The sequence below is a fragment of the Streptomyces sp. NPDC107528 genome, from assembly GCF_055639295.1.
The window spans coordinates 68,901-94,587 of sequence record NZ_JBVKAV010000011.1 but is presented as its reverse complement, the minus strand read 5'-3'; the positions used below and the strand labels follow the sequence as shown (position 1 = coordinate 94,587).

Below are 25,687 nucleotides of genomic sequence, written 5' to 3'. Positions count from 1 at the left end.
GGTACTGACCGGCTCGTCGCCGGCCGTCACTGCCGCCGCCACGAGCGGAACGCCCGCAGCTGCTCCGGCGTGACCACGGTCTCCAGTCGGTCGTCGTCCTGGTCGCCGCCGCCCAGTGCCGACAGCAGACGGCGGGCCGGGGTGTTGCGCGGCGTGCGCTCCGCTGTGAGGCGGACCTTGGCGCAGTCCAGTTCCTCGGCGCGGTCCGCGAGCCATTGCAGCAGCCGCTCCTCGACGCCCCGGCCGAGTGCGCGGCAGCTCATCAGCCAGGCCATGACGTCCAGTTGGTCGCCCTGGCAGTGCACGGCGAGCAGGCCGATCTGGCCGTAGTCGCCGAACCTGTCACGCGCCGCAGCCGTCCAGACCTCGCCGCGTTCGCGCCACCGAGCGACGTCGCCGCCGTCCGTGGAGCGGGTGCGGAGAGTGAACTGGTTGGTGCGGGCCACGAGTTGCTCCGCCCGCTGGACGTCGGCGTCGGCCAGGGCCCGGATGTCGACCTCCAGTTCCAGCTGGTCCAGGAACTCCTCGAAGCTCGCTTGCTCGCGGACGGAGTCCCGCTCCCGCTCCTGCTCGTAGAACCGCGCCCGCAGCGCGTCCTCGGCCGTCGCCGCGGCAGGTACCAGCGGCCACAACCGGCGAAAGAACTCGGGGAGTTCGGCGACCGAGGGGCAGGTCACCGACAGCACCTGCGGCAGCGCCGAGCGCATCTTGGCGATCTCGGCCGGGTTGTCGTCGAGGAACAGGAAGCTGTCCAGGCCGAGGTTGAGCGTCCGCGCGACGTCCGCCAGGCGGGTCGGCTTCGGGCCCCAGGCCGCGGAGAGCACGCTGAAGTGCTCGGCCTTCAACGGACTGTCCGGACGGTCCAGTACCGCGCGGACCGTGTCCTCGTCGTTGTTGCTGACCAGCACGAGCAGCGCACCTGCCGCGCGCCACTGCAGCAACCGGCGCGCCAGCAGGGCTCGCGGCCCGGTCAGGTCCACGGCGTCGGGGCCGATCTCTCCGGCCACTCCACCCCACAGCGTCTCGTCGCCGTCGACCGCGATCACCTTCGGCGCCCGGCGCCGGACCGCGCGTACGACCTCGGCCAGGCGGAGGGCCACGGCTGCCTGGAACTGCGGGGTGAACGGGAGGTGGGCCAGCCGTTCGGTGCGCTCGTCGAAGCGTTCCTCGACGGGGTGGTGGCGGTTCCAGTCGTCGGGGCCGAGCACGGCGATGCCCGGCACCTCCGCCAACTCGGCCGCGATCTCCGCTTCCCAGTGCCCCAAGCGGTCCTCCCCCTGTGCGGCGGGCAGGAAGCCGACGATCAGCGGCTTGCGGGTGCGCTCGGCCACCGTGCGCAGGGCGGCCGGGTAGGCGGTGCGCAGTTCGGCCAGCAGGGCGTCGTCGACGGTGCCGAAGCGTTGCAGGTCCGTCGCCCGCAGCAGTACGACACCTGCTGTGGTGGCCGGGTCGGCGAACACGCCGGACGGGTCGCGCAGGCTCGCCAGCACGTGGTGGTACGGGGCTTCCGCGACCGTGGTCCCGCTGCCGTCCCGTATCGATTCGTTGACGGCCGTCTCGCACATCAGGGGCAGGTTGCCGAGGGCGAAGGTGGCGGCGAGGGCGAGGGTGTGGGTTGGAGTCGTGGGCGGATCTTCGACGGCAGCCGTGGCCCTCGCCGACTTCGGCGTCGTGCGAACCGGCCCCGTCGCGTCCTGCGCCGTCTCCGCGAGCAGACGCACCAGCGCCTCCCCCAGCTCTGCGACTGTCGCCGCGTCGAGGATGTCGAGGTTGTGGTCGAGGCGGATCCGGCCCGCGTCCGGCGTCATGGTGATCATGAGGTCGAGGTCGGAGTAGCCCGTGCCCGCCGGCAGTACCTCCAGGCCGGTCAACCCGCCCGCGGCGCGTACGTAGTTGAAGTACACCTCCACCAGCGGCGCGTTCGCCCGGTACAGGCCCTGCTGGGCGAGCACCGGCAGTACGTCGGAGAACATCGCCCCCTTGGCCAGGACCCGCTGCAGCCGCCCGTCGGTGCGGCGCAGCACCTCCTCGATGCGCTCCCCCGCGCCCGCCTCGGCGGGGAAGGGCACCGGCACGCCGAAGAAGCCCAGGGCGTCGTAGGCGTCGGCGTGGATGCGGGTGTCGACGGGCACGGCGAGGACGAAGCGTTCGAGTTCGCGCTTCCTGGCCAGCAGGACGGTCAGGGTGCCGAGACAGAAGGCGGCCGGCGTCACGGCCAGTCGGCTCGCGGCGGCCGAGAGGCGGTCCATGAGGCCGTCGGGGATGGGCACGGTGACGCTGCCGGCCCGGTACGAGCGGGTCTCGGGGCGCGGCCGGCTGAGGGTGAGGTCGAGGCGTGCGCTGCCCTGGAAGGCCTCGCGCCATGCGGCGGCCTCGGCCCGGCCGTCGGCTCGGCCGCCGGTCTTTCCGTCGCCCCGCACGTCGGCTTGCTCACCGGTCTCCTGGGCCTCGATCAGCAAGGCGATATCGCGGTTGGTGACAGTGTCGCCGAGTACATTGCCGGACAGCTCGGCGTCGATCTCGCTCGCCACCAGCAGCAGCGACTGCAGATCGCTGACGGCGTGGTGAGCGCCGTACGCGAGCAGTTGGCCACGTTCGCCGCCGTCCAGCAGCTCGAAGCGCCACAGCGGCGCGGCTTCCAGGTCGAACGGAGGTTCAAGAAGCTCGCGGAGCCGGTCGGCGGCGTCGAAGGAGACCTCGTCCGGTACGACCGTCCACCGCAGCAGCGGTTCCGGCAGTTGACGGTGCACCCGCAGCTCGCGCCCTCCCCCGGCCGCGGTGACGATGGCGGTGCGCAGGGCCGCGTGCCGTGCCGTGAGGCGGCCGAGGATGGCGGTCAGTGTCTCGGGGGTGGTCGGCGTGGTGAGGCGTACGGCGAGGCCGACGGCGTGGGCCGCGTCCGGCATGCCGGGCTGGGCGCTGCGCAGCAGTCGTACGACGTCGCGGGTCGCCGGGTGCAGCTCCGTCGCCGGTACCTCGGTGGTGTGCTGCGGCTCGTCGTCCTGTGCCGTGGCCTGCCGTTCGGGCAGCGCCGTGCTCAGGGCCTGGGCGAGGCCGCGCATGTCGGCGGCCGAGAAGACGGTGGCGGCGGGGAGTTCGACGCCGAGTTCTCGGGCGAAGGCGTTGCGCAGCCGCACGAGCATGAGGGAGTCGAGGCCGAGCTCCTTCAGAGCCGTGGTGGCCGAGACCTGTACCGCGCCGCCGGCCACCTCACCGACTCTCGCGCGTACGTATGCCTCCAGGCGTACGGCCCGCTCGGTCTCGGTCTTCGCCGCGAACACCTTCTTGACCAGGTCGTCCGTGCCGGGCGTACCCGTGGGGACGGTGACCAGGTCGGCCAGGATCGGGCGGGTGCGGGCCGCATCAGGGTCCAGGGACAGCATCTCCCAGTCCAGGACCATGGGGGCGAGCTGGCGACGGGCGGTGCCCAGCACGCGCTCGAAGAGCTCGCCGCCGTCCTGTGTTGAGAAGGCGACCAGACCCGAGCGGCCCGTCTCCGCCTCGCGGACACCGGACTCGGACACCATGCCCACCCCGGACCATGCGCCCCAGTCCAGGCTCAGCGCACGGCGGTCCGTGCGGGAGAGGTGGTGCGCCCAGGCATCGAGGAAGGCGTTCGCCGCCGAGTACGGGCTCTGCCCGGCCGAGCCGAGCAGTCCGGCCGCCGACGCGAACAGCACGAAGTCCGCGGCGTCCGGGGTCAGTTCGGTGAGCAGGGCGGTGCCCAGGACCTTGGGGCCGAGGACGCGCAGGACGCGCTCGTCGGTCAGGTTGGCGATGGTGGCGTCGTCCAGGACGCCGGCCGCGTGCACGACCCCGGTGATCGGGCCGAGTGCGTGTCGTACGGCGTCCAGGGCGGCGGTCAGTCCATCACGGTCGGCCACGTCAGCGCGGGCCAAGTGCACGCTCACGCCCCGCTCTTCGAGTCCCCGGATCCAGGCCATGGCCTCCGCGGCCGGCGCGCTCCGGCTCATGAGGGCCAGCCGACGGGCGCCGCGACGGACCAGGCGCTCGGCGACGACACGCCCGAGACCGCCCAGACCACCGGTGATCAGATACACGCCGTCCGGGGTGGTTGCGCCGTGCCCGGCGTCGTCCGGGCGGGTGCGGGTCAGGCGGGGCACCAGTCGCCCGGCCTCGCGCAACGCGACGAGCCGTTCGTCGTCGGCGTGCCGCAGCTGGGTCCACAGGGCGTCGACGCCGTCCGTCGCGGGGAGATCGACGAGGGTGGTCCTCAGCTCCGGGTGCTCCTGCGCCACCGCGAGGCCGAAGCCCCAGGCGAGCGCCTGCTGGGGCTGCGTCACCTGCGTACTGTCACCCGCTGCTTGGCTGCCTCGCGCCACGACGAAGAGCCGGGGCGCCGTACCCTGGGCCCGCTCGGTGAACGTGCGCACTACGTGGAGGGTACTCAGGCAGCACAGCCGCGCCGCCTCCTCGGCCGTACGGGCGTCCTCGATCGCGGGAGCGTCGAGTGCTGTCAACTGGACGACCAGCTCGGGTGGTTCGCTCGCGAAGGCCTCGTCGAGGAGGCGGCCCAGGTGCTGTGGGTCGGCCGGGTCGAGGACGTAGCGGCCGGGTCCTTCGGCTGCGAACTCCTCGCCCCTGCGGGCGACCACGTACGGCACCGAGGTGCCCAGCCGCTCGACGAGTCGGGCTGCCACGCCCGACTCGTCGGCCAGGATCAGCCACCTCCCCTGCGAAGGGGCCTCGTTGGCGATCGGGCGGGGCTGCCAGCTGGTCTCGAACAGTGCGCCGTCCAGGGGCGAGAGCGCGGCCAGCTCGAACTGCTCAGCTGCCAGGAGGAGTTGGTCCTTGTCGTCGTACAGCCGAAGGTCGAGCGTCGCGGTGTCGCCGGACACGGAGCGCAGTTCGCAGGTCACCCACGCCGGGGTGGAGCGGAGTCCGGTGTGGCGGAGCCGGCCGACCCCGGCCGGGATGAACGCCCGTCCCTGGGGCGCGTCGCCGGGCAGCGCGGCCGTGTGGAAGGCGGCGTCGAGGACGGCCGGGTGGAGGAGATGACCGGCGGCGGGCTTGTCGGTGAGTCGGCCGAGGGCGGTGGATGGGGCTCGGTGGCCCGACTCCAGGCCTCGGAAGGCGGGGCCGTAGTCGATGCCGAGGGCGGAGAGGGCGCCGTAGACGGCGGGCAGATCGACCGGCTCGGTGCATTGCTTGCGCAGCGCGGCGAGTGGTTCGCCTGCTGCGGCAGCGGGCTCGGCGATGGGCTCCGCAGGCGTGCCCGGCGTGACGGCGATACGTCCGGCAACGTGGCGTTCCCAGCGGGCACCACCCTGTCCGCCGCCGGTAACGGGCGCCGAGGCGATGGTGAAGTCCCGGAAGCCGTCGCGGGCGGGTCGCAGGACCAGTTGCAGCCGGGTCGGCCCGGACTCGTCGAGGCGCAGCGCCTGGAGGAACCTGACGTCGGCGAGCCGTACGTCGTCGCCGTCCTGCACGGCGGACGCGGCCTCCAGCACCATGTCGAGGAAGGCGGCGCCGGGCAGCCAGACCTCGCCGGCGACCCGGTGGTCGGTCAGATAGGCGAAGCGGCTGTCGCGCAGGTCCACCTCGCTCTGGAAGAGGTGCCGGTCGGCTTCGTCGCTGGCCTCGACATGTGTGCCCAGGAGCGGCGAGGCGCCGGTCGCGGTGGCCGGGGCGGGTGCGAGCCAGTGGCGTTCGCGGGCGAAGGCGTACGTGGGCAGGTCGACGCGTCGGCCCTCAGGGAACAGCGCCGACCAGTCGGGCGAGTGGCCGCCCGTGTACAACTCCCCCAGCCTGCACAGCAGTACGTCCCGACCGCCGCGCTGGCGGCGCAGCGAGCCGACGCTCACCGCGTCGATTCCGGCGTCCGCCGCCACCGCTTCGATGGACGAGCCGAGCGAGGGGTGCGGGCTCAGCTCGACGAAGTAGCGGTAGCCGTCCTCCAGCATGCGGGTGATCGTGTCCGCGAAGCGGACGGGCTCGCTGAGGTTGGCGTACCAGTAGGCGGGGTCCAGACGGTCGCCGGGCACGGGTTCCGCCAGCACCGTCGAGTACAGCGGGACGGCGGTGCCGGTGCCCCGGATGCCGGACCAATGGTCGAGCAGGTCCTCGCGGAGCGGGGCCATCAGCGGGGTGTGCGAGGCGAACGGGGTCGACAGCGACCGTGCCTCGATCCCCTGCTCGTCGAGGCTCCGGCTCAGCTCGGCCAGCGCTTCGCTGTCGCCGGAGACGGCCGTGGAGTGCGGGCTGTTGACGGCGGCCACGAACAGCCGGCCGGCGTACGGCGCGAGGAGTTCCTCGACGCGCGGGCGCGGCAGTTCCAGGGACAGCATGCCGCCCTTGCCCGCGACCGGTACGACCGCCTGGGCACGCCCGGTCACGACGGCCACGGCGTCGTCCAGGGTGAGGGCGCCCGCGCTGTGGGCGGCGGCTATCTCGCCCAGGCTGTGCCCGACCACGGCGTCCGCGGTGATGCCGAGCGAGCGCCAGGCGGCCGTCAGCGCCGCGTTCACCGCGAACAGCGTCGGCTGCAGATACTCGGTCCGCTCCAGGGGGGTGAACTCCTCCGGCGCGCGCAGCGCGTTGAGCACCGACCAGCCGACGTGCCGCTGGACCGCCTCGTCGATCCGGGTCAGTTCCTCACGGAACGCCTCCGACTGGGTCATCAGGTCCAGGCCCATGCCGGGCCATTGACCGCCGTGTCCGGAGTAGACGAAGGCGACCTTGCCCGTCTGCTCCTCCCGGAACGGCGGCAGCGTGATCCGCCCGGTGGCCAACTCGTCCAGTACGGAGCGCAGTTCGTTCCGGTTCTCGGCCAGGACTGCGGTGCGCCGCTCGAAGTGGGTGCGGTGGCGGGCCAGGGTGTGGGCGAGGTCGGGCAGTGCAGCGGCGCCGGTGTCCTCGGCGAGGTGCCGGGCCAGGGCGGCGGCCTGGCGGCGCAGGCCCTCCTCGCTGTGGCCGGACAGGACGAACAGGCGCTGTTCTGCGGGGAGTTCGACGACGGGTTCCGGCACCGGAGCCTGGACGGCCTCCTCCACGATCAGGTGCGCGTTGGTGCCGCTGATCCCGAAGGCGCTGACACCCGCGCGCCGTACCCGCGCAGCCGACGCGGGCCAGGCCACCTCGTCCCGCAACAGGTGCAAGCCGCTGTCCGTCCAGTCGACGTGGCGGCTGGGCGTGTCCGCGTGGAGGGTGCGCGGGAGGGTTTCGTGGTGCAGGGACTGAACGACCTTGATCAGGCCGATCACGCCCGAAGCTGCCTGTGCGTGCCCGATGTTCGACTTCAGCGAGCCCAGGTACAGCGGGCGCTCGCCGTCGCGCGTGGCGCCGAAGACTTCCGCGAGGGCGTTCGCCTCGATCGGGTCGCCCAGGGTCGTGCCCGTGCCGTGTGCCTCGACGTAGTCGATGTCGTCGGGCCGGAGGCCGGACTGCTCCAGTGCGCGCCGGATCACCTGCTCCTGCGCGGGCCCGTTCGGCGCGGACAGGCCCTGGCTGCGGCCGTCCTGGTTGACGGCGGTGCCGCGCAGCACGGCCAGGATCCGGTCGCCGTCCCGCCTGGCGTCGCTCAGTCGTTTCAGTACGACCATGCCGGCGCCCTCGGCCCAGATGGCGCCGTCGGCCCCATCGGAGAACGAGCGGCAGCGGCCCGTCGGCGACAGGCCGCGCAGCCGGCTGAACTCGACGAAGGTCTGCGGCGTGACCATCAGCGTGACGCCGCCGGCGAGTGCCAGATCGCACTCCCCCGCCCGCAGCGCCTGCGCCGCCAGATGCACGGCCACCAGCGACGACGAGCACGCGGTGTCCACTGTCAGCGCCGGGCCGTTCAGCCCGAGCGTGTAGGCGAGCCGGCCCGAGGCCACGCTCAGCGCGGAGCCCGTACCGACGTAGCCGTCCAGTTGGTCGAGGCGGGTGCCGGACAGGTAGTCGCTGCCGAACATGCCGACGTACACGCCGGTCGTGCTGCCCGCGAGATCGGAGGGCACGATTCCGGCGCGCTCCAGTGACTCCCAGGCGGTCTCCAGCAGCAGCCGCTGCTGCGGGTCCATGGCCGCCGCCTCCTTCGGGGTGATTCCGAAGAAACCGGCGTCGAAGGAGTCGATGTCGTCGAGGAAGCCGCCCTCCCGGGCGTACGACTTGCCCGGCACGTCCGGGTCGGGGTCGTACAGCGACTCGACGTCCCACCGCCCCGCCGGGAACGGTCCGACCGCGTCGCGGCCCTCGGCGACGAGGCGCCACAGGCCGTCCGGGTCGCTCACTCCGCCGGGAGCCCGGCAGGCCATGGCGACGAGGGCGACCGGCTCGTCCGAAGACAGCACGGGCCAGGCCGCGGGCACGGGCTTCTGGCTCCTACGGCCTGTTGTCGCGAGAGCGCCCGCCAGCAGGTACTCGGCCAGCCGGGTGGGCGTGGGGTGGTCGAAGAGGAGGGTGGCGGGGAGCTTGCTGCCGATGCGGGTGCTGATGCGGTTGCGCAGGTCGACGGCCGTCACCGAGTCCATGCCGAGGTCGCGGAGCGGCTGGTCACGACGGACGGACTCCGCCGAGCGCAGGCCCAGCGCGTGGGCGGCCTCCTCGCGGACCAGGGCGAGGACGCGGGCGGCCCGTTCGGGCTCCGGGAGCCGGGCCAGCCGGTCGGCCAGGGTGTGGCTGCCGGCCTGGGCCGAGCGGGGTGCGGGGAGCAGGGAGCGCCACAGTGCTCCCGTCGGCGCGGCGGACCTCAGCCTGGGCAGGTCCAGGGCCCAGGCCACCAGGTGCGAGGCGTCGCGCCGCAGGGACAGCTCGGTCAGCTCGCGGCCCTGCTCGGGGGTGATGGCGCGGTGGCCGAGTCGGGCCATCCGTTCCAGGTCGGCGTGCTCGGCGGCGAGTCCCTCGCCGGCCCAGGCCCCGAAGGAGACCGAGGTGCCGGGCAGGCCCAGGGCGCGCCGGTGGTGGGCGAGCTGGTCGAGGAAGACGTTGGCGGCGGCGTAGTTGGCCTGGCCCGCGTTGCCCACGACTCCCGCGGCCGAGGAAACGAGCAGGAAGAGACCGAGCGGATGGCCGGCGGTGAGCCGGTGCAGGTGAGCGGCGCCGTCGACCTTGGGGCGCAGCACGTGGGCAAGGCGTTCCGGGGTCAGTTCGGCGACGACACCGTCGGCGAGCACCCCGGCGCAGTGGACGACGCCACGCAGCGGCGACCGGTCACCGAAGCGCGCCAGTACGTCCGCCACGGCCGCCTCGTCCGCGACATCGCACATGGCGACCTCGACCTCGGCGCCGAACGCGGCCAGTTCGGCTGCGACTTCGGCGGCGCGAGGATGTTCAGTGCCTTGACGGGACGTCAGCAGCAGGCGAGGTACGCCGTTCTCGGCCAGGACTCGGGCGATGCTGCGGCCGACCGCGCCGAGACCTCCGGTGATCAGCACGGTGCCGTCGGCGGGAATCGCGGCGGCGGGAGGGCCGGATGGCGCGGGACGGGCACGGACCAGGCGCGGTACGAGCAACTCACCTCCCCGCAGGGCGAGTTCCGGCTCACCGGTGGGGGCCACCGCGGTGAGCAGAGACGGTTCGTCAGTGTCGTCCACGTCGAGCAGGATCAGCCCGAGGCCGGGGTGCTCGGTGCGGGCGCTTCGGGCCAGGCCCCACAGCACCGACTGGGCGGGCTCGGGGACGGTGTCCCCGTCGGCGGCCGCGATCGCTCCGCGGGTCACCCAGATGGTGCGTGCGGGAGTCTCGCCGGGCGGGAGGGCGATCAGCGTCTGGAGTTCTGCCAGGCCCTTGGCCGCCAACTCACGTGCTGTGGCGGCCGGTTCGATCTCGGCCGCCGGTCGGGGCCAGAATCGTACGACGGTGTCGGCGCCCTCGTCGGCGACCTGGGCGCCGGCCGCGCGCAGGTCGCGCAGGGCCGCCGCGACGGCCGGGTCCGACTCGTCGCCGTGGACGGTCCATGCGGTGCCGGGCGCCTCGGCCGACCGCTCCGGTACGGCCGCCGTCTGCTCCGGTACGGCCGTCCACGCCACCTCGTACAGGTGCCGGGCGTTCTCCGAGGCGCCGGCCAGGTCGGCCGGGTTCACGGCCCGAAGGCGTACGCCCTCCAGCCGGCCTGCCGGGAAGCCGTCGGCGTCCCACAGGGTGACGTCCAGCGTGAGATCCGTGCCCAAGGCACCGGTGCGGCGGACGGACGCGGTCAGATCCGTCGCGCCGACGGGAGGCAGGACGCAGCGGGCCATCGCGACCGGCAGCAGGACCCGCTGGTCGGAGATGTCGAGAGCAGCGGCGACGTGGAGGGCGGCGTCCAGAAGCGCCGGGTGCAGCGGGTAGGGGTCGGCCGTGTCACGGGCCACGGGCGGCAGTGAGAGGTGGGCGATCAGGGCCCCGTCTCCGGTCGCGGCGGCCCGTCGTACGCCCTGGAAGGCCGGACCGTAGCCGAGGCCCAGCCCGTTCAGTCGCTCGTAGGTGTCCTCGCTCCAGGCCTGTTCGGCCCTCTCGGGCCAGGTCGGAGGTTCGTCGGTCGGCTCGGCGGCCGGCTCTGCGGCGGACGCGGTGGCGTGCAGGGTCCAGTCCGTGGCTTCCGGGCCGCGTGGCCGGCTGTGGACCGTGATCTCCGGCGCGGTCCCGGCGGTGACCACCTCGACGGACACCTCTACCGTGCCGGTGCCGGGCAGGGTGAGCGGTGCGAGGAGGAGCAGGTCGGTGACGTCGGCGGGGGTGTCCGGGCGGGCCACGGCGAGGGCGGCGCGGCAGAGTTCCAGCAGGGTCGTGCCCGAGACCACGGTCCGGCCGAAGACGGCGTGGTCGGCAAGCCAGTCCGCGGTGGCAGGGGACCACTCGTTGCGGAAGGTCCAGCGGGTCTCGTCCGCCGCCTGGAGCTGGATACCGAGCAACGGGTGCGCGGCGCGGTCGAAGAGGCCGGGGGCGGTCGCGGAGGCTGCGGCTTCGATCCAGTGGCGCTGCGCGTCCCAGGCGTACGTCGGCAGATCCGCCGGGGTGGTGTGCGGGACGAGGCGGCGCCAGTCGAGTCGGCGTCCGTGGACGTGGAGTTCGGCGGCGGCGCGGTCCAGACAGGCGGGGCCGTCCTCGTCGCGGCGCAGCGATCCGACCGCGAACAGGTCCTCGTCGATCGTGCTCAGCGCGGTGAGCAGTGCGGGGTGCGGGCTCAGTTCGACGAAGCAGCGGTAGCCGTCGGCGGCCATGCGCTCGACGGTGGGCGCGAAGCGGACGGGTTCGCGCAGGTTGGTGTACCAGTAGTCGGCTTCGAGTTCCTCGGTGACCGGTTCGGCCGTGACCGTGGAGTACCAGGCGACGGACGTGGGGTGGGTGGTGACGCCGTCGAGTTCGTCGAGGATCGTCGCGCGGACCGGCTCGACCTGGGTGCTGTGGGAGGCGTAGTCGACGTCGAGGCGGCGGACGAAGATCTGCTGCCGTTCGAGGTCGGCGAGCAGGTCCTCCACGGCGTCGACGGCACCGGCGATGACGGTGGAGCGGCCGCTGTTGACGGCGGCGACACCGATCTCGCCGCCGTGGTCGGCGAGGCGGGCCTCGACCTCCACGTGCGGCTGGGCGACGACGGCCATCGTGCCGCTGCCGGACAGCTCGGTCAGGGCCTGGCTGCGCAGGGCGACCACGGCCGCGGCGTCGTTGAGGCTGAGCGCCCCGGCGACGCAGGCCGCGGCGACCTCGCCCTGGCTGTGCCCGACGACCGCGTCCGGCCGTATGCCACGGGCGCGCCACACGGCGGCGAGGGACACCATCACGGCGAACAGCACCGGCTGGACGACGTCTACACGGTCCAGGGCCGGGGCGCTCGCGTCACCGCGCAGGACGGACGTCACCGACCAGTCGGTGAACTGGCGCAATGCGGCGTCACAGCGGTCCAGCTCGTCGGCGAACACCGGGTCCCGGTCGAGGAGATCACGTGCCATGCCGGCCCACTGCGAGCCCTGCCCGGGGAAAACGAACGCCAACTTGCCTGCGGAGACGGTCTGCTGTGGCCCGACCGCTCGCTCGGTGTCGGGCCCGTCGGCGACGAGGGCTCGTAGCGCGGTGAGCAGTTCGTCGTGGTCGCTCGCCTGGAGGACGGCTCGGTGCTCGAAGTGGGTGCGGTGGTGGGCCAGCGTCGCGGCGATGGCAGGGAGCGACGGCTCGGGCTGCCGATCGAGGGTTTCGAGAAGGCGTCCGGCCTGGCCCCGGAGTGCGGGGAGGGTGCGGGCGGAGAGCGGGAAGAGAGTCGTGCCGGGGAGATCTCCAGGCAGTCGGAGGTGCGGCTGCGGCTGGTCCTCGGGCGCCTCCTCCAGCACCACATGGGCGTTCGTGCCGCTGATACCGAAGGCGCTTACACCGGCGCGTCGCACCCGGTCGGGGTCCCTCGGCCAGGCCTGGGCCTCGCCGAGGACGCGGAGACCACTGTGCGTCCAGTCGATGTGCTCGGTCGGGGTGTCGGCATGCAGGGACGCCGGTATCCGCTCGTGGTGCAGGGCCAGCACGGTCTTGATGACACCGGCGATGCCCGCGGCGGCCTGGGTGTGGCCGATGTTGGACTTCAGGGAGCCGAGGCCGAGGGGGCGGTCGGCGGCGCGGTCGGGGCCGAAGACGGCGGCCAGGGCGCGACCCTCGATGGGATCGCCCAACGGAGTGCCGGTGCCGTGCGCCTCAATGTGGTCCAGGTCGCGCGGCTGGAGTCCGGCCGAGTCGAGGGCGGCCCTCAGCACCCGTTCCTGAGCAGGGCCGTTGGGTGCGCTGAGGCCCTGGCTGCGGCCGTCCTGATTGATCGCCGAGCCCTTGACGACGGCGAGGATCCGGTCGCCGTCGCGGCGTGCGTCCGCCAGCCTCTTGAGCAGGACCACACCACAGCCCTCGGCCCACACCACGCCGTCCGCGGCGGCGGAGAACGGGCTGCACCGCCCGGACGGCGACAGGCCGCGCAGCCTGCTGAACTCGACGTGCCCGCGCGGCGTCACCAGCAGCGACGCCCCGCCGGCCAACGCGAGGTCGCACTCGCCGCCGGCCAGGGCCCGAGCCGCCAGGTGCAGGGCGACCAGGGAGGACGAGCAGGCGGTGTCGACGGTGACCGCCGGGCCCTGGAGGCCGAGCGTGTAGGCGATACGGCCGGACGCCACGCTGGACGCCGAGCCGGTGCCGACGTGCCCGTCGAGCTGGTCCAGGGCGGCCGAGGCGAGGTAGCCGCTGTCGTACAGGCCGATGTAGACGCCCGTGGAGCTGCCGTTCAGCGTGTCCGGGACGATCCCGGCGCGCTCGATCGCCTCCCAGCTGGTCTGCAGGAGCAGCCGCTGTTGGGGGTCCATGGCCGCGGCCTCGCGGGGCGAGATCCCGAAGAAGGGCGCGTCGAAGCGGTCGATGCCGGCGAGGTAGCCGCCGCGCAGGGAGTACGCCTTGCCGGTGGCCTCCGGGTCGGGGTCGTGCAGCCCCTGGGTGTCCCAACGGCCCGCCGGCACCTCGGTGATGGCGTCCTCGCCCGTGCCCAGCAGCCGCCACAGGGCCTCGGGATCGTCGGCGCCGCCCGGGAAGCGGCAGGCCATGGAGATGATGGCGATGTCGTCGTCCGGCCCACCGGCGGCTCCCGCCCGGGTGGACGGCGCGGTCACCGCCTGCGCGGGCCCCTCGTCGAACACCGCGCCGGCGAGCGCCGAGATGGTCGGGTGGTTGAACACCAGCGACGGGTCCAGGGGCCGCCCCGTCAGCGCGGACAGCTCGGCGGCGAGCGTCACCAACTGCCTTGACCCCAGGCCGAATTCGGCGAGCGGGCGGTCCGGGTCGACGGCCGGCGGGGTGAGACCGGCCGCCTCGGCGACGGCCGACTCCAGCCAGGCCCGCACTCCCTCCGGTGTGGTCAGGGACGGCTCGAAGGACTGCTTCGGGGACTCGTGCGCAGGCATGTAGACAGGTGTCCTCGTGGATTCGGGGGCAAGCGCTGTGGCCGTACGACGGTGGACCGGGCGGCGTCAGCTCAGGGCGGGCGCGTCGAGCGCGGCGAGGGCGCCGCCCAGGTAGGCCGTGCGGGTGGCGCGGCGCTGGATCTTGCCGCTGGAGGTCTTGGGGATGGTGCCCGGCTGGACCAGGACGACGTCACGCACCGACAGGCCGTGGGCCTCGCCGATCCCGCTGCGGATGACGTCGATGATCTTCTCCGCCTCGCCCGCCGCGTCCGGGGCGATCTCGGCGACGATGACGGGCTGCTCACCGCCGGCTCCCGCGTCGTCCCCTGCCACGGACTCCCCCGGTTCCGCGGACTCCCCGGATTCCGCGGCTTCCACGGAGAACGCGGCGGTGCAGCCGGGGCGCAGGGCCGGGTGGGACATCTCGGCGGTCAGTTCCAGGTCCTGCGGGTAGTGGTTGCGTCCGTCGATGACGATGAGGTCCTTGAGGCGCCCGGTGACGAAGAGTTCGCCGTCGCGCAGGAATCCGAGGTCGCCGGTGCGCAGGAAGCGGCCTTCGTGGCCGGCCAGCGTCGCGCGGAAGGTCTCGCGGGTGGCGAGGGCGTTGCGCCAGTAGCCCTTGGCGACGCTCGCACCGCGCACCCAGATCTCGCCGACGTCGCCCTCGGGCAGTTCCTCGTGCCGTTCGGGGTCGGCGATGGCGACCGTGAGGTCGGCGCCGGGGCGGCCCGAGCTGACGGCCGCGGCGTCGGTCCGGCCGGCGTGCGGGCCGGTTTCGGAGGCCTGGAGCAGGGTGGGCGGGGTGTGGACCGTGCCGCCGGTGACCATGAGGGTGGCCTCGGCCAGGCCGTAGCAGGGGTAGAGGGCCTCGCGGCGGAAGCCGGCCGGGGCGAAGGTCTCGGTGAAGCGGCGCAGGGTGGCGGCGCGTACGGGTTCGGCGCCGTTGAACGCGACGCGCCAGCTGCTGAGGTCGAGGCCGTCGAGGAGTCCGGGGCCGGCATGCTTGAGGGCGAGTTCGTACGCGAAGTTGGGGCCGCCGCTGGTGTGCGGGCGGTAGTGGCTGATCGCGGTCAGCCAGCGCTGGGGCTGCTGCAGGAAGTGCAGCGGAGAGAACAGGGTGGCGGTCGCGCCGAGGTGGACCGTGTTGAGGACGGGGCCTATGAGGCCCATGTCGTGGTACACGGGCAGCCAGCTGACGAACATCTCGTGGTCGTACTCGGCGAGGGCGTCCGGGGTGTGGCCCATGCGCTCGGTGATGACTCGCTCGTTGTCCAGCAGGTTTCCGTGGGTGACCATGACGCCGCGCGGGGCGGAGGTGGAGCCGGAGGTGTACTGGAGGAAGGCGACCGAGTCGGCGGTGAGGTCGGGCTCGTGCCAGGCGGCGGCCGCCTCGTCCGGGATGTCCTCGGTGGCGACGCAGGTGATGTCGGCGAGCTCGGGCAGGTGCTCCACCATGCCCGACAGGGCCGTGATCACCTCGCGGCCGCCCAGGATCACCTTGGCGTCGGCGTCGGCGATGAGCCGCTTCATCCGGGTGAGGGCGCGGTGGTTCTGCGAACGGCCCTGCGGCGGGACGCCCGGTACGGCCACGACACCGGCCGAAAGACAGCCGAGGTAGCCGCAGATGAACTCCAGGCCGGGCGGGTACAGCAGCATCGCGCGGGAGCCGGCCAGGCCGCGCTCCTGGAGCCAGGCGGCGACGGCGTGGGACCGGTCGGCGAGACGGGCGTACGAGATCTCGTGGATCTCACCGTCGCAGTCGCCGGTGGCGAGGTAGCGGTAGGCGGTTCGGTCGGGGTGGTGGGCGGCGTGCTTGGTCAGCAGATCGACCAGTGATCGAACCATGTTGCGAGTCTCACCTGTCTGGATCGGTGGGCGAGGAACTGGAGTTCGAGGCTCAGCCGCTGGATGGACACAGCAGCCCGATCGGCCCGGGCCCCCTTGCCCGACCGTTCGTCCCGACGACTCGCCGAGGAGCGACGACGCTGATCCGCCGACTCCTCACGTCCCCCGTGTGGCTTGCTACCGGCGAGTTGAACGATAGCAACTCCGTTCGGTCCGACGGGCCGAACGGGTGTTAACCCTACGTGTCCGAACACGGCCTGCGCAGTGAAGTACGTCGCACTGCCGATCGGTCGCATCCGGAGGGAACCAGTCCAGGACAGACGAGGGCCCGGACACCACGGTCACCCGGGTGTCCGGGCCCCGCAGTTGTCCGGGCCGTCGCGGTCGGCCTCTCGGTCAGTCGCCGCTCAACCGCCTGCGCAGCAGGTTCTTGCCCAGTTCGGCGCCCTTGCGGCTGTCCGCCTGGGCCTTGCGGAACAGGTCGGCCACCTCGGTGTCCTTGTCGCGTTCCGCGTCCTCGATGTAGGTCTCCAACCGCAGCGCGTTGCTCAGGCACGCTTCGACGTACCAGATCAGGTTGTAGTCCTTGTCCTGCGTACCGGTCACGCCACCGGCCTCGGTGCCACTGGTCATGCCTGGCCTCCTCCGGCGTTCTCGTTTCTGGCCTCACCGAGTACCCGTCGTCCTGCCCGGGCACACACGACACCCCCCGGGGGCAGACAAAGGCACCAACTCCCCTACGCCATAGGCAATACAGACAGTCCCAGGCAGAAGTGAGCAGAGTTCCGGCAGTTGCGAAATCAAGTATCGATCGACCGCGCGAGATCGGTCGATGACGGTGTGTACTGTGCTGCGAACGCCTCGTCCCACGGCTGCGGACCGAGCCCTGCCCGACTGCCCCGAACCGACTTCCTGGGAAACCGACTCGATGATCGAACTACCGGACCTGGCGACCGGCGGTCTCGCCGTCGGCATGCTATCCGCGCTCGCCTTGGGCGGCGGGCTGCTGCACGCACAGCGCCAACAGGCCAGGCAGCGCGCCGAGATCACCGCCCTGCGCCGTCAACTCGAAGGCGTACTGGAGGCGTTCACCGCCGAGGTGGAGCATCTGGCGACGCAGCGCGTCCCGGCCGCCGCCCGCCGGCTGGCTCACCCCCATGTCGCCGTACCGGGTCCGCTCCATCCGCAGACCGCGCAGTCGCCGCTGGGTCCCGCGCTGGATAACGTGCTGAGCGGACTGCGCACCGAGCTGACCGCCCAGCGCACCCGCATCGACGCGGCGGCACAGGCCGGTATGCGCGGGGCGACACGCGAGATCCAGGCGGCCCTGTACCGGTTGCAGGACGCCTTGCGTCAGCTGCAACAGAAGTACGACGACCCGGAGTTGGCGCAGACCCTGTTCCAGCTGGACCACGAGAACGAGCAGTCGCTGCGGCGGGCGCAGGTCGCGGCCGTGGTGTGCGGGGCCTGGGTCGGGCTCGCCCGGGAGGAGTCGCACCTGGTGGAGGCGGTGACCGGCGGCCAGGCCCGGCTCTCGGGATATCACCGGGTCCGGGTCCACAACCACCTCACCGCCGGCACCGCGCTCGTGTCCCACGCCGTGGAGCCCGTCGCCATCATCGTCGCCGAACTCCTCGACAACGCCCTGCGGCACTCCGCGCCGGACACGGACGTCGTGGTCAACCTGGAGCACGTCCATCACGGCGTCTGCGTCACGGTCGACGACGCGGGCCTGGGCATGACCCAGGAGGAACGCGCCCGCGCGCAGCGGCTGGTGGCGGGGTCGGAGCCGATCCTCCTCACCGACCTCGGCGATCCGCCGCGCATGGGGCTCGCCGCGATCGGGCAGCTGACCAGGCAGTTCGATCTGGGCGTGGACGTCTCGTCGCCGTCGCCCTACGGCGGGGTGCGGGCGGTGCTGCGCGTCGACAGTCATCTGCTCAGCCATATCGACCCCGCCGAACGGCCACCTGCGGCGAGTGCGCCACGCTCCACGCGCACGGCCTCCCGGCACGAAGCGACGGTCACTCCCAAAACCGAGGCATCCGTCGACGCTGGTCCCGGAACCGAGGCATCCGTCGACGCTGCCCACGGAACCGGAGCATCCGTCGGAGATGTCCCCGACGCCGAAGCATCCGTCGACGTCGCCCCGGTGGCCGAGGGATCCGGTACCTCGCACGGATACGGCGCCGAGCCCGACGCCGATGCCTCCGACCCCGTATCCGGGCATCACGCCCCGCGCGACACGGGTGGCCTGCCCCGGCGCCGGCGTCGTGCCCAGGTCGCCGCGGCGACGCGTGACATGCCCGCATCGCGGCCCGCGGTGCGCCGGCCGGAGCGGGCCGCCGCCGCGCTGGGTGCGCTGCAGGCCGGTACCGCAGCCGCCCGGTCCGCTGCCGACGAGGACACCGACGACGACACCACCGCCGTACCGAAGACCGAGCCGGAGAGCGAGCGTGCGGCGCAGCGGCCGGCCGAAGCCGCGGCGAACGACACCGAACAGACCGACCATGAAGGGGGAACGGCTCGATGACCAGCCGCGATACGGGAGACACGGCGTGGGTGCTCGATCCGATCCTGCAGGTGCCGCACGTGGTCGCCGCCGTGCTGCTCACGCGGGACGGGCTGGTGACCGGGTACACGGACGCGCTCAGCCGGCCCTCGGCCGAGCGGGTGGCCGCGATCACCAGCACCGTGCAGGCGGCGTGCCGTACGGCGGCTGCCGCGTTCGCCGACCGGGAGGGCGCCGAGGTACGGCAGGTGGTGATCGAGTCGGACCACGGGTATGTGCTGATCGTGCCGACGGACCACGGCACATGTGTGGCCGCCTACGGGGACGAGGAGGTGCGCCTGGACCTGCTGGCGCACCGGGTGCACTCGCAGGTGGCGCGGCTTGGCGAGAAGGCGATGGCCGCCGCGCCCCGAGGCGGCGACGGCGACGCACGGGCATGACGGACCGCCCCGGCGGCCGTCCCCTGGTTCCCGCGTATCTGTCCACCGGCGGTGTGACCCGGCCCAGCCGGCCCCAGCTGGAGCGGCTGTCGGTGCTCACGGGCACCGGCACCACCGCACCGACCGGTCTGCCGGCCGCCCAACTCGCCCTGCTGGACGCCCTGGACGGCGGTTCGCTGACGGTCGTGGAGGCCGCTGCGCTGCTGCGGCTGCCGGTGTCCGCGGTGCGGGTCCTGGCGGCCGAACTCGTCGACCGGGACCTGGCGCTGGCCCGTGCGCCGATCCCGCCCGCCGGACGCTTCGACCCCGACCTGCTGAAGAGAGTGGCCGATGGCCTTCGCGCCCTCAAGCACCACCCGTGACACCGGCGTCCGCGACACGGCAGGCCCGGCCGCGGACATCCACCTGCCCGACTCCGCCCGCGACCTGGTCAAGATCCTGGTCGCCGGCCCCTTCGGGGTGGGCAAGACGACCCTGATCGACTCCGTCTCCGAGATCCGGCCCCTGCACACCGAGGAGCCGCTCAGCGAGGCGTCCGCGCAGGTGGACGATCTCGCCGGGGTACGGGACAAGACGACGACCACCGTCGCCGTCGACTTCGGCCGGATCAGCCTGCCCGGCGGGGTGGTGCTGTATCTGTTCGGCACACCCGGGCAGGAACGCTTCCGGGCCCTGTGGGACGACATCGCGTACGGCGCGCTGGGCGCCCTGGTCCTGGTCGACAGCCGGCGCATCGACGCGTCGTTCGACGTGCTCGGGCTGGTGGAGGAGTCGGGGCTGCCGTACGCGGTCGCCTTCAACGCCTTTCCGGACGCGCCCCGGCACCACACCGAGGAACAGCTGCGCGCCTCCCTGGACCTGGAGGCAGGCACACCGATGGTGACCTGCGACGCGCGGGACGCCGACTCGTCCGTCGACGCGCTGCTCGCGCTGGTACAGCACCTGATCGACCGTCACGCTCCGGAGGACCGGTGACCACCCACTCCCCCGACCTGAAGGCCTTCTCCCGCTCCGCCCCCGTGCGGCTGTGGGAGGACGGCTTCGCGCTGGATCCGTACCGCTACTACGACTCCCTGCGCGCCCAGGGCCCGGTCGGCTGGGCGGAGTTGGCGCCGGGTGTGCCAGCGTACGTCGTCACGGACCGGCGGGCGGCGCTGGATCTGCTGCACGACACGGACACGTTCTCGCACGACCCACGGCCGTGGGAGGCCACGGTCGCCGACGACTCGCCGATCCTGGGCATGATGCGCTGGCGGCCCAACACGCTGTTCGCCGACGGCGAGGCCCACGTGCGCTACCGCACCTCGCTGATCGACACCTTCGACCTGATCGAGCCGCACGACCTGCGGGCGCGCGTGCACCGGGCGGTACGGCTGCTGGTGGGCCGGTTCGGGCCGAAGGGCGAGGCCGATCTGGTGGCCGAGTTCACCCGGCCGCTGATGGCGCTGGTGTTCAACAGCCTCTTCGGGATGCCCGACAGCCAGAGCGACCGGCTCAACGCCGCGCTGGGCAAGCTGATGGAGGGCGGCGCCGAAGCGGCCGAGGGCGAGGCGGAGTTCGGCGGCTATGTACTGGAGCTGATCGCCGCCAAGGCCGCGCGGCGGGGCGACGACCTGCCGAGCCGGCTCCTCGACCACCCCGCCGGGCTCACCCCCGAGGAGGTCACCTGGCAGGTGTTCCTCACCCTCGGCGCCGGACACGAGCCGACGGCCAACCTGGTGTCGAACGCGCTCTCCCGCATCCTCGGCAACCCCCAGTACTACTCCACCCTCACCAGCGGCGCCCGCCCCGTGACGGACGCGGTGGTGGAGGTCCTCCATCACGAGACGCCGCTCGCCAACTACGGCATCCACTACGCCCGCAACTCCGTGTCGTTCCACGGCACGTGGATCAGGGCCGCGGTGCCGGTGGTCGTCTCCTACGGGGCGCTCGCGCACTTCGCCGAGCAGGAGGTCACCGGCGGACGCCACCCCAAGGACGCCTCGCACCTGTCGTGGTCGGCGGGCCCGCACGCCTGCCCGGTCCGGCAGCACACGCTGCTCATCGCCACCGAGGCGATCGAGCGGCTCACGCAGTGGCTGCCCGACCTGGAGCCGGTGCTGCCCCGGGCGCGCCTGACCTGGCGGCCCGGCCCCTTCCACCGCTCGCTGACCTCACTGCCCGTCCGGTTCAGCCCCCGCTCCCCCGACCAGCCAGGAGTTCCGTCGTGACCGTGACCGACCGTATCGACCGCGTCGCCATCGACCCGTTCGGCGCCGACATCACCGCCGAGATGGCCCGGCTGCGCTCCCTCGGCCCGATCGTGCCCGTGGAGCTGCCCGGCGGCATCCCCGCGTGGGCGCCCACGCGCTACGACACCCTGAAGGAGCTCATCCTCGACGCACGGGTCAGCAAGGACCCGCGACAGCACTGGCGGCTGTGGCCCGAGGTAGGCGAACACCCCTCCTGGGGCTGGATCCTGGGCTGGGTCGGCGTGATCAACATGCTCTCGACGTACGGGGCCGACCACACACGGCTGCGCAGGCTGGTTGCGCCGAGCTTCACCCAGCGGCGCACGGAGAAGATGCGGTCCCGTGTGGAGGCGATCACCGCGGAGCTGCTCGACGCGCTCGACAAGGGCGGCGCGGACGACGCGAGCGGCGCGGTCGTCGACCTCAAGGCCGGGTTCGCCCACCCGTTGCCGATGCGGATGATCTGCGAACTGTTCGGTGTGCCCGAGGAGTTGCGGGAGGACACCGCCGGGCTCATCGCGGCCATCATGGACACCTCCGACCCGAGCCCGGAGCACGCCGCGTTCGTGCAGCAGCAGATCGGCACGGTGCTGGGGGCGCTGATCGCCCACCGCAGCGAGCACCCCGGGGACGATCTGACGACCGAGCTGATCCGGGTGCGCGACCAGGACGGTGACCGGCTCAGCGGCGAGGAGCTGGTGTACACGCTGCTGCTGGTGATCGGTGCCGGGTTCGAGACGACCGTCAATCTCATCGGCAACGCGGTCGTCGCCCTGCTGACCCACCCCGAGCAGCTGGCCGCCGTACGCTCCGGGGAGATCGGCTGGGACGCGGTGATCGACGAGACGCTGCGGGTGCATCCGTCGATCGCGTCCCTCCCCCTGCGGTTCGCCGTCACCGACATCGAGATCGGGGGCGTGACCATCGCCGCCGGGGACGCCATCATCACCACGTACGCCGCCGCCGGGCTGGATCCCGTGCACTACGGGCCTGACGCGGACAGCTTCGACGCGTCCCGCGGGGCCGACGACCATCTGGCGTTCGGGATCGGGGTGCACCGCTGCATCGGCGCTCCGCTGGCCCGCGTCGAGGCCCTGACGGCGCTGCCCGCCCTCTTCGACCGTTTCCCCGGCCTGCAGCTCGCTGTCGATGCGGAGGAGCTGCGTCAGGTGCCGTCGTTCATCGCGTTCGGATGGCGGGAGATTCCGGTGCGGCTGCGGGCCTGAACGGTTTCGCGCGCGGGGACGCGACCGGTCCCCCGTTCCGGTCGTGCCCCCGCGGGAAGACGAACCTACGTCGACGACGGAGGCCTTGGGTATCGCATCCGTGCCCGATGCGCCGCCGTAGGGACTCACCTGTGCACAAGTGAGTCCGGAAGGCCCGATTTCGGCGCGGGCAGGACGGGCTGGTCCAGATCGCCCACCGCGAGATGGGCCAGGACGACCTCGTACAGGTCGCTGCCGCCGGCGAGGAGCTGGCGTTCCAGGACGGGTTCCGCGCTGCGGACGTGCTCGCGGACGGTCTGGGCGTGCACGCCCAGGGTCTGCGCGGCGCGTTCGGCGTTGCCGCCCTCGGCGATCCAGGTGCGCAGCGTCCGGCGCAGGTCCCGCGTGTCGTTCTCCAGGCGCGCGAGCACGTCCTGCGCCCAGGTGCGCAGGGCGGGCCCGGCCAGCAGGTCGGGCAGCGAGGCCTGAGCCGCCTGCCCGGAACCGTCGGCGGCGGGTACGTCCGCCAGGCTCACCTGGGTGTTGAGTGCCAGGTGGACCACGGCGCGGGCGGTCACGTCGGAGAAGTCCGTGTGCAGCAGGGCTTCCACCCGTTCCATCCGGGCGCGGACGGTGTTGCGGCTGACGCCGAGGACCTTGGCCGCGCTCACGGCGGTGAACTCGAGGCCCAGCCGAGTGGTGGCGAGCAGTTCGGCGCGGGTGTGGTGCGCGAGGGTGTCGAGGGGGTGCAGGACGCGGGCCGCCCACCCCCGCAGGGGCGCCGGGTCGATGAGGCGCTCGGGGTGGGTGCGTTCGGCGTAGACGGCGGCCTTCTCCGGCCGGAAGTGCGCGACGGCGAGGGCGCTCACCGCCTGCCCGTAGGCGGTGGCCGTGCGGGCCAGGCTCTGCCGGGCGCTGCCGCCGATGAACGTGCGCGGTCGGGGGCCGATCAGCATCCGCAGTTCCCGCGCCGCGGCCTCGCCGGGCGTGACGACGATGACGTGCTCGTCCACCGCCGGGCAGAGCACGACCAGCGCCTGCTCGCCCGTCACCTCGATGCACTCCTCGGCGAGCCGGTCGCGCTCCTCCACGGTGCACTCGACGACGTAGACGCAGGCGGAGTCCGTGTCCAGCAGGCCGGGCCACAGTCCCGCGGCGACGCGCCGCGCCGAGACGGTGTCCTCCACCATCAGGAACTGCAGAATGGCCAGCCGCAGGTCGGACGTCGCCCGTTCGAGCCGGCGCCCGGCGGCGGTCGTCTCGCCCGCCTTCAGCAGCAGTTCGATGACCTGGACGGTGTGCGTGAGGATGTCGGAGCTGCGCCGGTCGAAGGGGGTCTCGCGCGCCACCGCGAGCACGCCCGCCGACGCCGGGTTCGGACACGACACCCGGACCAAACGCAGGTGGCGGCCCTGGCCCTCCCAGGCGGCCGACGCGATGCGGCCGGCGGCGACGGCCGCGACGAGGTCGTCGTCCAGGTCCGGCAGCGTGCCCGCGAGCAGCGCGCCCGTGTCGTCCTGCAGCGAGGCGGTGCCCTGCACGGCGTCGGCGAGCCAGGCGACGACCCTGCCGATGTCCCGTCCGTTCGGCCGCAGGTGGTCCAGCAACTCCTCCGCCCACGCCGAGGCTTCGGCGCTCCTCGCCCCCGTCCGACGGATCCCGTCCTCTCTGCCAGCCATGTCGGCCTTCACCTCGCCCTGCACGTCACTCACGCCATACCGCCCGGGACGTTACCCCACCCGCCCTCATCCACACGGTGCCGGACGGCCCGACCAGCCGAACCGATACATGGACGCACCAGCGATTCGGGTGCCTGCGCAGCCTCATGGCGTCCAGGGCATAGGCTCGGTGAATGGCGAAGTACTTTGACGTGCACCCCGACAATCCTCAGCCGCGCACCATCTCCCAGGTCGCCGACAGCGTCCGCGCCGGTGCGCTCATCGCGTATCCGACAGACTCCTGCTATGCGCTGGGCTGCCGGTTGGGCAGCCGTGACGGCATCGACCGGATCCGGACCATTCGCCGCCTGGACGACCGGCATCACTTCACCCTCGTCTGCCAGGACTTCGCGCAGCTCGGCCAGTTCGTGCGGGTCGACAACGACGTGTTCCGCGCGATCAAGGCGTCGACGCCCGGCAGCTACACGTTCATCCTGCCCGCGACGAGGGAGGTGCCGCGCATGCTCCAGCATCCGAAGAAGAAGACGGTCGGTGTGCGCATCCCCGATCACGTCGTCACTCATGCGCTGCTCACGGAGCTCGGGGAGCCGCTGCTGTCCAGCACGCTGCTGCTGCCCGACGAGGACGAGCCGATGACCCAGGGCTGGGAGATCAAGGACCGGCTCGACCATGTGCTGGACGCGGTCGTCGACTCCGGGGACTGCGGCACCGAGCCGACGACGGTGATCGACTTCTCGGGCGGCGAGGCAGAGATCGTGCGGAAGGGAGCGGGGGACACGTCCCGGTTCGAGTAAAGCCGTCCCCAAGTGGGCGGGGGTGCCGCGGCCCGTTTGTGTGGTGCCTGAAACCATGTGCCGACGACCCGGTTCCGCCGGGTCGGCGACCCGTTGTCCGTGGACCGCGCAGAGAGGCAACCCCATGACCTCCGTACAGGGAACAGACGTGGACGTCCCCACCGAGGACGGTGCAGCCGACGCCTACCTGGCCCACCCGGGCGACGGACTTCCCAGGCCGGGGGTCCTCCTCTACCAGGACGCCTTCGGGCTGCGTCCGCAGTTGCGGTCGATGGCCGACCGGCTCGCGGGCGCCGGGTACGCGGTCCTCGTGCCGAACGTCTTCTACCGGCACGGGCGCAGCCCGGTGTTCGATCTGCCCGAGTTCATCGACCCCGCCACGCGGCCCGGGCTGTTCGACAGCATCGGCCCGGTCATGCAGTCCCTGACGCCCGAGTCGGCCGTGCGGGATGCCGGCGCCTATCTGCGCTGGATGGCGGAGCGGCCGGAGTTCGCCGACGGTCCGGTCGCCCTCACCGGCTATTGCATGGGCGCGCGGCTCGCCCTGCGCACCGCCGGCGCCTATCCGGAGCGGGTGGCCGCCGCGGCCGGTTTCCACGGCGGGCAGCTGGCGACCGACGCGCCGGACAGCCCGCATCTGGCCGCCGAACACGTCACCGCGGAGCTGTACTTCGGCCACGCCGACGCCGACCACTCGATGCCTCCCGAGCAGATGGAGCGCCTCGCCGCCGCACTCACCGCGGCCGGGGTCCGCCACCGGTACGAGGTCTACGAGGGCGCCCACCACGGATACACGCAGGCCGACACCGCCGCGTACGACAAGGCCGCGGACGAGCGGCACTGGGCGGCCCTGCTCGATCTGCTGAAGCGGACGTTGTGAGTATCGGTCCGCCGGAGTTGGAGACCAGGGTGCCGGTGCGCCGCTAGGGTCCGGGTGCAGCGAGTGAGTCACGAGGAGCTGAGACATGGTCGGTCTTCCCGGCGCGCGTTGACGTTGTAGGCCGTTTCCGGCCCGTCATCGCGTGCTGCCCCTGATGTTGCGGCACAGCGAGCCTTCCTCTGCCTGAACCGTCGACGCACCTGTGGTGCGCCGGGTGACGGCCTCGTTGTCGACAACCCCAGGGATCCCCGTGCCGTCCG

12 protein-coding genes are annotated in these 25,687 nt (G+C 72.7%); 8 read left to right on the top strand and 4 right to left on the bottom strand.

Annotated elements, in window-relative coordinates; translation table 11 throughout:
- Positions 1-26: 26 nt before the first annotated feature.
- The 3 genes from ACZ7L5_RS31785 to ACZ7L5_RS31775 all read right to left on the bottom strand — a co-directional run bounded on the left by ACZ7L5_RS31785 (position 27) and on the right by ACZ7L5_RS31775 (position 16,319).
- The gene (locus ACZ7L5_RS31785) at positions 27-13,841 is read right to left on the bottom strand and encodes an SDR family NAD(P)-dependent oxidoreductase (RefSeq protein WP_471521025.1); all 13,815 of its coding nucleotides are present in this window, start codon (positions 13,839-13,841) and stop codon (positions 27-29) included.
- 66 nt (positions 13,842-13,907) lie between these two features.
- Positions 13,908-15,686, bottom strand: coding sequence for a fatty acyl-AMP ligase (locus ACZ7L5_RS31780; protein WP_471521023.1), 1,779 nt, complete (start codon positions 15,684-15,686; stop codon positions 13,908-13,910).
- 396 nt (positions 15,687-16,082) lie between these two features.
- Positions 16,083-16,319 carry a hypothetical protein gene (locus tag ACZ7L5_RS31775; RefSeq protein ID WP_471521021.1) on the bottom strand — a complete coding sequence of 79 codons (237 nt, stop codon included), beginning with the start codon at positions 16,317-16,319 and terminating at the stop codon, positions 16,083-16,085.
- Positions 16,320-16,614: 295 nt separating this feature from the next.
- On the opposite strand from ACZ7L5_RS31775, the gene ACZ7L5_RS31770 reads away from it, so the two are divergent.
- From ACZ7L5_RS31770 to ACZ7L5_RS31745, 6 genes are read left to right on the top strand one after another with little or no spacing between them, the layout of a single operon-like run.
- On the top strand, positions 16,615-18,219 hold the full coding sequence (locus tag ACZ7L5_RS31770) for an ATP-binding protein (RefSeq protein ID WP_471521019.1): 1,605 nt from the start codon (positions 16,615-16,617) through the stop codon (positions 18,217-18,219).
- Positions 18,216-18,638, top strand: a complete 423-nt coding sequence (locus tag ACZ7L5_RS31765; RefSeq protein ID WP_328883901.1) for a roadblock/LC7 domain-containing protein — start codon at positions 18,216-18,218, stop codon at positions 18,636-18,638. Before ACZ7L5_RS31770 ends, ACZ7L5_RS31765 begins: the two co-directional genes overlap by 4 nt.
- A complete protein-coding gene (locus tag ACZ7L5_RS31760) occupies positions 18,635-19,000 on the top strand; it encodes a DUF742 domain-containing protein (protein ID WP_471521017.1) in 366 nt (121 codons plus the stop codon). The genes ACZ7L5_RS31765 and ACZ7L5_RS31760 overlap by 4 nt, the downstream gene beginning before the upstream one ends.
- On the top strand, positions 18,969-19,613 hold the full coding sequence (locus tag ACZ7L5_RS31755; protein ID WP_471521015.1) for a GTP-binding protein: 645 nt from the start codon (positions 18,969-18,971) through the stop codon (positions 19,611-19,613). Before ACZ7L5_RS31760 ends, ACZ7L5_RS31755 begins: the two co-directional genes overlap by 32 nt.
- A complete protein-coding gene (locus ACZ7L5_RS31750; RefSeq protein WP_471521013.1) occupies positions 19,610-20,848 on the top strand; it encodes a cytochrome P450 family protein in 1,239 nt (412 codons plus the stop codon). Before ACZ7L5_RS31755 ends, ACZ7L5_RS31750 begins: the two co-directional genes overlap by 4 nt.
- Positions 20,845-22,095, top strand: coding sequence for a cytochrome P450 family protein (locus ACZ7L5_RS31745; RefSeq protein WP_471521011.1), 1,251 nt, complete (start codon positions 20,845-20,847; stop codon positions 22,093-22,095). The genes ACZ7L5_RS31750 and ACZ7L5_RS31745 overlap by 4 nt, the downstream gene beginning before the upstream one ends.
- 125 nt (positions 22,096-22,220) lie before the next feature.
- Here ACZ7L5_RS31745 and ACZ7L5_RS31740 read toward each other — a convergent pair whose 3' ends face one another.
- The gene (locus ACZ7L5_RS31740; RefSeq protein WP_471521009.1) at positions 22,221-23,753 is read right to left on the bottom strand and encodes a helix-turn-helix domain-containing protein; all 1,533 of its coding nucleotides are present in this window, start codon (positions 23,751-23,753) and stop codon (positions 22,221-22,223) included.
- Positions 23,754-23,926: 173 nt separating this feature from the next.
- On the opposite strand from ACZ7L5_RS31740, the gene ACZ7L5_RS31735 reads away from it, so the two are divergent.
- Positions 23,927-24,547 (top strand): L-threonylcarbamoyladenylate synthase, encoded by a 621-nt coding sequence (locus ACZ7L5_RS31735; protein WP_328429969.1) that lies wholly within the window; start codon positions 23,927-23,929, stop codon positions 24,545-24,547.
- Positions 24,548-24,671: 124 nt separating this feature from the next.
- Positions 24,672-25,427 (top strand): dienelactone hydrolase family protein, encoded by a 756-nt coding sequence (locus tag ACZ7L5_RS31730; protein WP_471521007.1) that lies wholly within the window; start codon positions 24,672-24,674, stop codon positions 25,425-25,427.
- Positions 25,428-25,687: the final 260 nt, after the last annotated feature.